Source organism: Leisingera sp. ANG-M1, from assembly GCF_000813745.1.
Taxonomy (GTDB): Bacteria; Pseudomonadota; Alphaproteobacteria; order Rhodobacterales; family Rhodobacteraceae; genus Leisingera.
Genome location: NZ_JWLC01000011.1, coordinates 43,575 through 55,234 on the forward strand (window position 1 = coordinate 43,575; position 11,660 = coordinate 55,234).

General features: G+C 66.5%; 9 protein-coding genes. 6 read left to right on the forward strand and 3 right to left on the reverse strand.

All coding sequences use genetic code 11. The features are described from left to right. The first annotated feature begins 33 nt into the window (after positions 1-33). Both RA19_RS09965 and RA19_RS09970 read left to right on the forward strand, forming a co-directional pair. A complete protein-coding gene (locus RA19_RS09965; protein ID WP_241479049.1) occupies positions 34-345 on the forward strand; it encodes a hypothetical protein in 312 nt (103 codons plus the stop codon). Positions 346-466: 121 nt separating this feature from the next. Beyond that, complete coding sequence (locus RA19_RS09970; protein ID WP_039162133.1) at positions 467-1,450, forward strand: type I glyceraldehyde-3-phosphate dehydrogenase; 984 nt, start codon at positions 467-469, stop codon at positions 1,448-1,450. A 54-nt stretch (positions 1,451-1,504) separates the two neighbouring features. On the opposite strand, the gene RA19_RS09975 is transcribed toward RA19_RS09970, so the two are convergent. Together RA19_RS09975 and RA19_RS09980 are read right to left on the reverse strand one after the other, a co-directional pair. Further along, on the reverse strand, positions 1,505-2,113 hold the full coding sequence (locus RA19_RS09975) for a hypothetical protein (protein WP_052261741.1): 609 nt from the start codon (positions 2,111-2,113) through the stop codon (positions 1,505-1,507). Between the two features lie 52 nt (positions 2,114-2,165). After that, a complete protein-coding gene (locus RA19_RS09980; RefSeq protein WP_342586064.1) occupies positions 2,166-2,486 on the reverse strand; it encodes a hypothetical protein in 321 nt (106 codons plus the stop codon). Between the two features lie 482 nt (positions 2,487-2,968). Between RA19_RS09980 and RA19_RS09985 the strand changes: the two genes are divergently transcribed. Further along, positions 2,969-4,771 (forward strand): autotransporter assembly complex protein TamA, encoded by a 1,803-nt coding sequence (locus tag RA19_RS09985; RefSeq protein ID WP_039162136.1) that lies wholly within the window; start codon positions 2,969-2,971, stop codon positions 4,769-4,771. After that, entirely contained in the window at positions 4,768-8,391 is a 3,624-nt protein-coding gene (locus RA19_RS09990) for a translocation/assembly module TamB domain-containing protein (RefSeq protein WP_152615729.1), read from the forward strand. The genes RA19_RS09985 and RA19_RS09990 overlap by 4 nt, the downstream gene beginning before the upstream one ends. A gap of 51 nt (positions 8,392-8,442) precedes the next feature. On the opposite strand, the gene RA19_RS09995 is transcribed toward RA19_RS09990, so the two are convergent. Then, a complete protein-coding gene (locus tag RA19_RS09995) occupies positions 8,443-9,423 on the reverse strand; it encodes a glucokinase (protein ID WP_039162138.1) in 981 nt (326 codons plus the stop codon). Positions 9,424-9,619: 196 nt separating this feature from the next. Here RA19_RS09995 and RA19_RS10000 point away from each other — a divergent pair, with 196 nt between their 5' ends. Next, positions 9,620-10,612 carry a glycosyltransferase family 2 protein gene (locus RA19_RS10000; RefSeq protein ID WP_082020506.1) on the forward strand — a complete coding sequence of 331 codons (993 nt, stop codon included), beginning with the start codon at positions 9,620-9,622 and terminating at the stop codon, positions 10,610-10,612. After that, positions 10,609-11,559: a glycosyltransferase gene (locus RA19_RS10005; protein WP_039162140.1), complete on the forward strand. Its 951-nt coding sequence runs from the start codon at positions 10,609-10,611 to the stop codon at positions 11,557-11,559. The genes RA19_RS10000 and RA19_RS10005 overlap by 4 nt, the downstream gene beginning before the upstream one ends. Positions 11,560-11,660 lie beyond the last annotated feature (101 nt).

Sequence of the window (11,660 nt, forward strand, 5' to 3'; positions counted from 1 at the left end):
GCAGGGAGAGATTTCCGCAGGAGCATTTCGATGATGAAACAGACTGCACTGGCGGCAGCCCTCTGCGCCGCCTTCACCGCCCCGGCCCTGGCCAAAGGCGTTGAAGGCAAACAGGTGACGGTGCTGGGCCGCGACTGGGTCGTCGCCCCGGTCGAAGACATGGCCGGCCGCTACAGCGCCACCCGGCTGAACCGCGAACACCTGCCGTTCCGCCCGCCCGCGGTGCTGACCGCGCGCCAGGCGGTCAGAGCTCTGCGCGCCGCGACCGGCTGCAGCGTCAACCTGGACACGATGGTGCGCGACATCACCGGCACCTACTACGCCCAGATGATCTGCCGCAAATAGGAACGCGCCTGACGCTTGCGCGGTTTGGCAGCGTTTTTCTGAAACATCCTCTTGGGAAATGTGATCATTTTCCTGGGAGCGATGGATTGAGCGGCCCCGGCGCGCCTGCCATAGATTGCGCATGAAACTTGCTATCAACGGATTCGGCCGCATCGGCCGGGCCATCCTGCGCCAGATTCTGACCACATCGCGCGGAGACGGCATCGAAGTGGTGCGGATCAACGATATCGCGCCCTTGGACATGTGCGCCTATCTGTTCCAGTACGACAGCACCTTCGGCCCCTTTGCCCATCCAGTGGAGCACGGGAGCGGCGCGCTGCAGGTGATGGGCCGCACCATCCCGGTCAGCCACGCGCCCGACCTGACATCGGTGGACCTCAGCGGTGTCGATCTGGTGCTGGAATGTACCGGCATCGCCCGCACCTCGGACGTGGCCGAACGCGGCATCAAGGCAGGCGCCGGCAAGGTGCTGATCTCAGGCCCTTCCCCGGCGGCGGAACTGACCATGGTGCTGGGTGCCAATGAGGAGAGCCTGGGCGATGCCCGCATCGTTTCCAATGCCTCCTGCACCACCAATGGGCTGACGCCGCTGGTGAAACTGCTGGACCAGATCGCCGGCATCGACACCGCGCATATGACCACCATCCACTGCTACACCAACTCGCAGCCGATGGTGGACGCGCCGCGCGGCGATTTTGCCCGCTCCCGCGGCGGCGCCCAGTCGATGGTGCCGACCACAACCTCGGCAATGCATCTGATCGACGAAGTGCTGCCGCACCTCAAAGGCCGGGTCAGCGGCGCTGCAGTGCGGGTGCCGACAGCCAGCGTCTCCGCCGTGGATCTGGTAGCGCATCTGAAGACGCCGATGAGCGAGACAGAATTCTCCGCCGCGCTGCGCCAAGGCGTTGCCGCCTCCAAGGTGCTGGGCTGGACCGATATGCCGCTGGTCTCCTCGGACCTGCGCGCCCGGCCTGAATCGCTGGTGATTGCCGGCCCGGAGACCCGCATGGCCGGCGATTCCCAGGTGCGGGTGTTCGGCTGGTATGACAACGAATGGGGCTTCTCGGCCCGGATGCTGGATGTGGCGCGGCTGATGGCAGGCTAGGGACTGCCCGCCGAGCGCCGCCCGGACAGCAAAGCCCGCCCCTGCGGGCTTTGGCTATTTCTGCGACAGGCGGTTTTCTCCGGCCAGGCGCAGCCAGCGGAAGATCAGCATCAGTGCGACCATGCAGGCGGTAAGGCCAATCAGATCGCCTGCTGCATAGACGGCCATCACCGGCAGCTGATCACCGGGGAAAATCAGACCAGAGAACACCACCGACTGACCAAGGGAATTGATCACCGAAGCCAGCGCGCCTGCGGCCAGCAGCCATTTCCATTCCATCCGCCGCGCCAGCCCGGCATGCAGCGGCCGCCCCAGCAGCCGGAACAAGCCAAAGGCCGCCAGCGCCGACACCGCACCCACAGCAATCGATTCCAGCAGCACCGGCTGCATCAGCTGGAGGATGCCCGCATCGGTGAACATCAGCTCTGACAGAAAGGCGCCAAAAGCCAGCGGCAGCACTGCCTTCCACCCGAACAGCCAGACGCTCAGAACCCTTACCCCGTGCGGCAGGTAGACCAGGCTGGCAAAAACGGTGAGCTCAGGCAGGAACAGCGCCTGCACCGGCGTCACAATCCAGGCCGTGACCCCATGGCAAACGATGTAGACTGCGGTGATGACGGCAAAAACCTGAAACCGGGAATACAACAATGAAACGCGTGTCATAACACCGGTTTAGCCGCACAGATTGGGCGCTGCAACCAATAGCGGGGCCGGATTACCTGGCCGGCGGGTCGAAACTGACCACATAATGCTTGGCCCGGCTGCCGCCCGCCCGTTTCAGGAACCCCATGTCCAGCAGCGACTTCAAGGTCCGGTGATAGGTCGCCTGGGCAATCCCTTGCACCAGCCGGTGGCTGCGGATCTGCTCCGATTGCACCGGCGTGCCCGGGCTGGCAGTCAGCGCATGGGCGGCCAGAAACACATCGCGCTCAACCGGGCTCAGACGGTCGAGGCCGATATCCCGCTCCATCTGGAACAGCATGTCGCGCAGCTCATAGATGGATTTCAGCCTGTCCAACCCTCTGCCCTCGTTCAACGCACACCAAAGCCGGGCTCCCGGCAACTTAAAATGATACCACGCAAAATTATCAAACTGACAATTATATGGACAGTAATATCTCGCGTGGTATCATTCCCGCCAGGCTTGGCTTCATGTGAGTGGTGGCTGCGCCTGACGTTACCCGATGTAGTTTTGTTAATCAGTGCCAGCTCCGGCGGCTTCAGCTGCCGGAGCTGAACCGGATAGTACAAATTCCCTTCCGGTTGCCAAATCATAAATACCGCCAACTGTTCAGAGCAGCCGCCAAATTGGCTGAAATTCGCCGCCCGGCGCCAGTGCCCGCCGGGTCTCCAAGGCGATGCGCGGCATTCCGCCGCCGGCACAGCCTGATGCGAACTTGGCGGAAGGTTGCCGCTTTGCCGGTTCCATCCCGCAAATTCCCCGTGCTAGGCTTGCCTCCAGGCGCCTGATGCCCCGCCGGGCCCAGGCCGGATTTATGCCCGCTGCCGGGAGCAGATATGAAATTTCCCCTCCGCCCGCGCCTGCTGGCGCGCGCTATTGCCTTCAGCCTCCTGACCCTGCTGCCGCCCGCTGCCTTTGGCGCCGAGGCCACACTGCAGGCCCCCGGCGCAGACCCAGACCTTACGGACAGGCTGCGCGGCGCGTCCGCCTCGGTGGCGGCCAGCGGCGGGAGCAATGTGCAGGAGCTGCTGGCCGCCGCCCTGTCGGATTACAGGACGCTGGTGCAGGTGCTTTATGACGCCGGGCATTTCTCACCGGTGGTCAACATCCGCCTCGACGGGCGCGAAGCGGCGCGGATCCAGCCGCTGAACCCGCCCAAGAGCGTTTCCAAGGTCGAGATTACCGTGCAGCCCGGCCCGCGCTTTGCCTTTGGTGCGGCGGAACTGGCGCCCTTCCCGCAATCCAGCGAAGTGGAACTCCCCGAAAGCTTCGCCCCCGGCAGGCCCGCCGGTACAGGGGTGATCCGCGAAGCAGCAATTGCCGGCATCAAGGCCTGGCGGCGCGCCGGCCATGCCAAAGCACGTGTGGCGGAGCAGAACATCACCGCAAACCACCTGCAGGCCCGCCTGGATGCCCGGTTGCGGCTTGCGCCAGGACCGCGCCTGCGCTTTGGCCGGATGCAGGTCACCGGGGAAACCTCGGTGCGCGAGGATGCCATCCGGCGCATCGCGGGCTTTCCGGCAGGCGAGGAGTTTCACCCCGACCTTGTCGCCAAATCCGCCACCCGGCTGCGCCGCACGGGCACGTTTTCGACCGTTGTTCTCAGCGAAGCAGAGCACTCCAACCCGGACGGCACCCTGGACTTCACCGCTCAGGTCGAGGACCTGCCGCCCCGCCGCCTGACTTTCGGCGCCGAAATCAGCTCCTCTGACGGAATTGAGTTGTCGGGCAGCTGGATGCACCGCAACCTGTTCGGCGCCGCGGAAAAACTGCGCATCGAAGCCCGGCTCAGCGGTATCGGCAGCAGCAATGATATCGACGGCCGCGTCGCGGTGCGGCTGGACCGTCCGGCAGCGCTGGGGCCGGATGACCTGATCTTCTACCTTGCCGAGGCCGAGCGCCTGGACGAGGAGCACTACACCGCCACCCAGGTGCTCGGTGCCATCGGTGCCCGGCGCACCTTCTCGGACCAGTTCTTTGCCGAGGCCGCATTGGGCGTTTCCTCAACCCTGGCAACGGATGTCTTCGGTAAACGCCGGTTCAAATACCTGGCAGGCCGCATCCGCGCCGAATACGACGCCCGCGACAGCCGGGTAAACCCGGCCAACGGTTTCTTCCTGCAAGGCGGCGCCACGCCGTTTATCGGCATCGACGGCAGCGCATCCGGTCTGCAGCTGAAAGGCGACGGGCGCGCCTACCGCGGTCTGGGCGCCGGTGACAGGATCGTGCTGGCCGGACGGCTGCAGCTGGGCTCGGTCATCGGTCCCGCTCTCAGCGAAACCTCCCCGACCCTTTTGTTCTTCTCCGGCGGCGCGGGGTCCGTGCGCGGCCATGAGTTCCAGTCGCTGGGTGTGCCGGTGGGCAGCGGCACCGCCGGCGGGCGCGGCTTCCTGGCGCTGTCCGGAGAGGTGCGGGGCAAAGTCACCGACAAGATCTCGCTGGTCGGCTTTTATGACCTCGGCTTTGTCGACGCAGACAGCATTGTCTCCGGTTCTTCGGCCCGCCATGCCGGCGCCGGCCTGGGCCTACGCTATGACGTGGCAGGCATCGGCCCGCTGCGGCTCGACCTCGCCTACCCGGTGGACGGCGGAACCGAGGACGGGCTGCAATTCTACATCGGCATAGGACAGGCGTTTTGAGACAGTATCTAGCCTACAGCCTGGCCCTTGGCCTGACCCTCGCCCCCGCCTCCGCGCAAGACAGCGCCGAGGAAAGCGGCGGCCTGCTGGTCGATTTCCTGGAAGACACTCTGTCGGGCGACAGCCGTTATATCAGCGTCTCGGGTTTGGAAGGGGCGTTTTCTTCCCAAGCCACTATCGAAAAAATCACCGTTGCCGACGCTAACGGCATCTGGCTGACCATCGAAGGCGCAGAACTGGACTGGAACCGGCTGGAGCTGCTGCGCGGCCGTTTCTCGGTCAATCAGCTGTCAGCGGAACGCATCGCGGTCGAGCGCGCACCGGAACCTGTGCCGCAGGACCCGGAACTGCCTGCGCCGGAGGCCACGCCCTTTGCCCTGCCGGACCTGCCGGTTTCCATTGAACTTGGCCAGATCAAGGCAGACCGGATCGAACTGGGCGAGGCTTTGGCGGGCACCGCCGCCAGCCTCTCGGTCGAGGGCTCGCTGAAACTGGCGGACGGCGCGCTGGACACCAAGCTGGACGCCGCCCGGCTGGACAAGCCCGGCGACCATCTGCAGCTCACAGCTGGATATGCCAATGAAACCCAGGAAATTACCCTGGACCTGGCGCTGCAGGAGGCGCCGGGCGGGCTGATTTCCCGCAGCCTGGACCTGCCGGGCCGTCCCGACCTACTGCTGACCGCCAAGGGCGAAGGCCCGGTCAGCGACTTCACCGCGGATATCAGCTTTGGCACCAATGGCACCGAGCGGCTGGCCGGCGAAGTGCGGCTGTCTGCTCCTGCGTCACCAAGAAATCCCGGGCAGGACGCACCGGATGTAATTCGCTTCTTCGCCAACCTTTCCGGCGACATTGATCCTCTGCTGCCGCCGGTGCACCGGCCCTTCTTCGGCCCCGGCTTGCGGCTGAACGTCAAAGGCACCCGCGCAGGCAGCGGCGCAACGGTGCTGGACACGCTGGTCCTGCGCACCAATGCGCTGCAGGTGACCGGCGCAGCCTCCCTGGATGCGGGCGGCAAGCTGGACACCGCCAACCTGAAAACCGCCATCACCCCGCCCGCAGGCCAGGCTGCCGTCACCCTGCCGGTTGCAGGCGGCCAGACCACGCTGGCAGCGGCAGATCTGCAGCTGACCAAAACCACTGAGGGCAGCTGGACCCTGGACGGCCTCCTGAACCAGCTGAGCCACCCGGGCGCCCTGATCGGTCAGGCCGAGATCGCAGGCCGCGGCACCCTGGACCAAAGCAGCGGTTTTGCCCTCGAGGGCCGCCTGGCCGCGGGCCTCAGCAATTTCCAGCCCCGCGACCCGGCATTGGCCAAGGCCACCGGGGATGACATCCGCTTTGAGGGCACCCTCAGCACCAAAGGCCCTGGCGCGCTGCGGATCACGGATATGGAGCTGCGCGGCAGCGATTATCAGGCCGCCGGCGACGTGGCGCTGGACGGTCTGGAAAGCGGGCTGAAAGTAACCGCGGACCTCACTGCAGGCGCGGCAGACCTGGCGCGCTTCTCGGACCTCGCCGGACGCCCCCTGGGCGGTGCCGTACGCGGCGCGGTCAAGGGATCCTTCACGCCGCTATCAGGCGCCTTTGCCGCCGATCTGGAGGTGATCGCACAGGACCTCTCCGCCGGTATCGCCCAGGCGGATGAGCTGCTGGCGGGCACCACCACCCTGCAGCTCAAGGCCGCGCGGGACGAGAACGGCATCGCCATCGACCACCTCGACCTCTCAGGCAGCGCTATTGCCGCAACCGCCGCCGGCAACCTCAACAGCGATGCCGGGCAAATGGAGATCACCGCCGAGCTTAAGAAACTGGAGGTGCTGGTGCCGCAAAACCCCGGCACGCTGGCGCTGGCCACCACCCTGACCCGCAACGGCAACCGGCTCAGCGGCGTCGCGGAGCTGACCGGCCCGCATGCGTCCGGCGCCAAGCTGGACGGCTCGGTCACGCTGGAGGGCGATGCCGATTTCAATTTCGCAGCCGCGCTGCACGAGCTGGAACGCTTTGTGCCGCAGCTCCCAGGCAAGCTGGTTGCCGATGGCACCGCCAAGCGCCGCAATGGCGACTGGCAGTTCTCGGCCGCGGTGGCCGGACCCACCGGGTCTGCTGCGGACTTCGGCGGCAGCTTCCGCGAAAGCGACGGCAGCGCCGACCTGCGATTTGATGCGGTGATGGAACAGCTGCAGCGGCTGGTCCCGGACCTGCCCGGCAGGCTGGCTGCCAAGGGCACCGCCAGCCGCCGCGATGGCACCTGGACAGTTGAAAGCACCGCTAGCGGCCCAGCAGGCATCGACAGCCGGGTGGCGGGCAGCTGGAACGAGGCCGACGGCACCGCCGATGTGACCGCCAAGGGCATGCTGCGGCTGGAAGGCGTGAACCCGTTCATCTCCCCCAATCTGCTGCAAGGGCCTGCCAATTTCGACCTGGCGCTGAAAGGCGCGCCGGGACTGGACGCGCTCAGCGGCACTGTCTCGGTCCCGGGCGCTTCGCTGGCCATCCCGGCCGCGGCGCAGCGGGTGGATGATATCAACGCCACCGTCTCAATCGCCCGCTCCAGCGCCCAAGTGCAGGTCTCGGCCCGCCCGCGCGACGGCGGCACAGTGCGGATCAGCGGCCCGGTCGGCCTGCTGCCGCCTTTCAGTGGCAATCTGCAGATCGCCATCGGCGATGTGGTAGTGACGGACCACCTGTCTTACGAGACCTTGCTGAACGGCGCCCTGTCGATGTCCGGCGCTATGGCAGGCAGCAACCGGATCACCGGCCGCATTGACGTGGGCGAGACCAATATCAACCTCAACACTGCCGGCGGCTCGGTCTCAGCCGCACCGATCCCGCCGATCCGCCATGTGGGCGCGCCGCGCGGTGTGCGCCAGACCCTGGCCCGTGCCGGGCTCACCGGCAGCGGCGCCAGCAGCGGTGGTTCCGGCAAGACCGAACTGGATGTCCTGATCAGCGCGCCGTCCCGCATCTTTGCCCGCGGCCGCGGCCTGCGCTCGGAACTGGGCGGCGAGATCCGCCTGCGCGGCAGCACTGCGCGGCTGTCGCCCTCGGGCCAAATCAGCCTCATCCGCGGCACTTTTGACATCCTCGGGCGGCGGCTGGAGCTGGACGAGGGCCGCATCACCCTGCTCGGCGACCTGAAACCCTATCTCGAGTTCAAGTCCTCCGCCGCCACCGATCAGGGCACTGCCACGCTGGAAATCTCCGGCCGGGTCGACGCACCGGAAATCAAGGTGACTTCGGATCCGCCGCGACCCTCCGAAGAGGCGTTGGCGCTGCTGCTGTTCGGCGACAATATTCAGGACATTTCGCCCCTGGCACTGGCGCGGCTGGCGGGCTCGGCCCTGACCCTCAGCGGCCGCGGCGGCGGCGCGCAGGAAAAGGTCAGGAATGCCACCGGTGCCTCGGATGTCGATATCGGCGCCGACAACCTCGGAGCCGGACAGCTGGGGCTGGGCGGCTATGTGGCCGAGAACGTCTATACCGATTTCAACGTCAACACCCGCGGCGACAGCGAGCTGAGCCTGAACCTGGATGTGACAGACAGCCTGACGGTGCAGGGCACGGTGGATAGTGAGGGGGAAACCGGCTTCGGCCTGTTTTTCAAGCGCGACTACTGACGCCCCGGGACCGCCAGCCCCCGTTTCCCGGCGCAGAAAACGATCCGGAAATCATCTGGTTTCCGGGCCGGAATCCGTACCGGTGTCCAGCGCTCCGGCAGCCGCCAGCGCCACTTGGGCCGCACCGCTCACTCCGGCGGCATCATCGGTGATCAGCCACAGCGGCACCTCGGCGCACAGCTCGCCAAGCCGCCCGCCCGGAGCCGTGTAGCTTTGCAGGAACTGCTCCCGCGCGGGAGTGTTCAAAATTCCGCGTGCGACGCTGCCCGCGAAAAACAGCCCCTGCCCCGGCAGATAGGCCGCAGTCAGCTCGCGCGTCAGCAGGCCCAGCAGATGCGCCCACTCCCGGATGGTCCGCGCCTCGGACGAGTCCGGGTCGCCCAAATAGGCCGCTTCGATCCCCTCGGCACTGCTCGCCGCCGTGCCGGTCAGCGCCTGGTGAAAGCGCACCAGGCCATGGCCGGAGAACAGGGCTTCGATGCTTGCGAACTCATCCGGCGCGTGTTCCAAAAGCACCTGCAGGCGCCGGCACAGCAGTTGCGGCAGGCCGGCATGGCCCAGTTCGGCTTCCAGCGCTGCCCCGTTCAGCGAAGCTGCAGCATTGAAGCCGGTGCCGATGCCGACAACCAGCGCCTGACCGCCGCCCTGGCGGCCGGGCCGGAGGCTGGACAGCTGCCCTGGTATAAGTACCGGCAGCGCATGCCCCAGCGCCGCCAGATCATTGACAAGCTTCACCCGCCCGGCATCCGCCAGCCCCAGTGTTGCCGCAATGCCGCTGGCCTCGCCGCGCCAGTTGCGGTTGCTGAGCTGAAACGCTCCGCCCCGGACCGGGCCCGCCACCGCCAGACAGGCGCCGTGCAGCGGCGGCAGGCCCGGCTGCGCGCAATAAGCCTGCAGCACATCCTCGAGGCTGGCGAAACTGTCATTGGAAAAGCTCTGCAGCGCGGTCACGCCGATGCCCGGAGCCGCCAGCGCCAGCCGGGTCCGGCTGCCGCCTACATCTCCGGCCAGAACCGTCAGCTCAGCCGCCATCTGCTGCGTTCCTTTCTGAAATTCCCCTGGCTTTGAGACTGCAGCATTCCCGCAGCATTTGCAATTGAACACCGCTCCAGCGCTTGCAGCCTTTGCCGGAAGCCTGCAGTTTAACTGAAAAATTCCGGATACGCGCAGGACAGGGCTCACCGTGCACAGATCACTTGGCCACAGGCTGGCTTCCCGCGCCGGGCGCATGGCGCAGGCTGCAAGGTTCCGCGCCTCGCTGCGCCATCTGCATGGGCCCGCCAGCCGTTTTGCCGCCCCGGAGGAGGTGGTGCTGATCGCGCTGGTGCGGGACGGCGAATACTACCTTGACGTCTTCTTCAAACACTACCGCCAGCTTGGCGTCTCGGCCTTTGTGTTCTGCGACAATGGTTCCTCTGACGGCACGCTGGAGCGGATCCGCCAGGAACCCGGCACCGCTGTGCTGCGCTCGGCGCGGCCTTGGCTGCAAATTGAAAACACGTTCCGCAACTATGCCGCCGGCCGCTATGGCCGCAACCGCTGGTGTCTGTTTGCCGATATGGACGAGCTGCTGAGCTTCGAGGGCAGCAGCACTGCAGGGCTGCGGGGGCTCACCGGCTACTTGCAGCAGCAAGGCTTCACGGCACTGCAGGCCCAGATGCTCGAGATGTTTCCCAAGGGGCCGCTCAGCGCCGCTGCCGATCTGTCATATGCCGAAGCAGTGCGCCGCTTCCGATACTCGGACATCAGCACGGTCAAGGCAGTTGACTATACGTCCGGGGCAACCGGTTTTTCCTTCTTCCTGCGTCAGAACAGCCTGCCGCCAGGCGGTGCGCAAATGCTTTATGGCGGGGTGCGCGGCAAAGTCTTCGGCGAGGCCTGCTGCCTCAGCAAGCATCCCTTGGTGTTCAATGGTCCCGGCGTGCAGGCAGCAGTGCATCCGCATGCCTCGTCCGGCGTCCGGGTTGCGGACACGGAAGGCCTGATCCGCCACTACAAATTTGCCGGCCGCAGCCTTGCCCGGGATTTGCAAAGCCAGGCCGAGGCAGTATCCGAGCATGGCGAGGACCGGCTGCGGGCCGGGCTGATGCAAAGACAGCCGGATCTCAGCCTGTGGTCGGAAGACGCCGAGAGGGACGCCACCGTCGCCGGCCTGCAGCGCCAGGGCTTTCTGCGCCGCGCACCGCGCTACAGCGCCTATCTGGCAGGAGACAGCCCATGACCTCGCCCTCTGTCGGCGCGGTGGTGATCGGCCGCAACGAAGGCGAGCGGCTGCTGCGCTGCCTGCGCTCGCTGCAGGGCCAGGTGCAGCAGCTGGTCTATGTGGACAGCGGCTCCAGCGATGGTTCGGCAGACGCCGCCCGCGCGCTGGGGGCGGAGGTGGTGAACCTGGACCTGTCGCAGCCATTCACCGCAGCCCGGGCCCGCAATGCCGGGCTGGCAGCACTGGCGCAGGGCTGCGAATACGTGCAATTCACGGATGGCGACTGCGAGGTGGATCCCGGCTGGGTCAGCACCGCACTCCGTTTTCTGCAAGCACACCCCAAAGCCGCAGTGGCCTGCGGGCGGCGGCGGGAGCGGTTTCCCGCAGCTTCGGTTTTTAACCGGTTGTGCGACGCGGAATGGGACACCCCCTTGGGAGAGGCGCAGGCCTGCGGCGGCGATGCGCTGATGCGGGCGGCGGCAGTGCGTGAGGCGGGCGGCTACCGTGAAAGCCTGATTGCCGGCGAGGAGCCGGAGCTGTGCCTGCGGCTGCGGCGTGCGGGCTGGCAGATCTGGCGGCTGGATGCGGAGATGACCCTTCATGACGCGCAGATGCTGCGCTTTGGCCAATGGTGGCAGCGCAGCCGCCGGGCAGGCTATGCCTTTGCCGAGGGCGCAGCCTTGCATGGAAACGCCCCCGAACGCCATTGGGTGGCCGAAACCCGCCGCGCGCTGCTCTGGGGCGCCCTGCTGCCGGCCGCCATCCTTCTGGCCGGGCTGATTGAGCCCTATTCACTGTTCGCCGCGTTTGTCTATCCGGCGCAATTGGGCCGGCTCTCCCGGCGCATGGGGCATGAACGGGCGCTGTTTTCAGTGCTGGGTAAATTCGCTGAAGCCTCCGGCGCGCTGGAATTCTACTGGCGCCGCTGGCGCGGCCAGTCGCGGGGCCTTCTGGAGTACAAGTAGCGCTCCCGCCCAGCTTCGGCCTCCCTGCGGGAGACCTGTGCCGGTTGGGCCGGGCAGCGCGCTTGCGCGTATTGCAGGGGCGTTGCCCCTCTTGGCCTGGC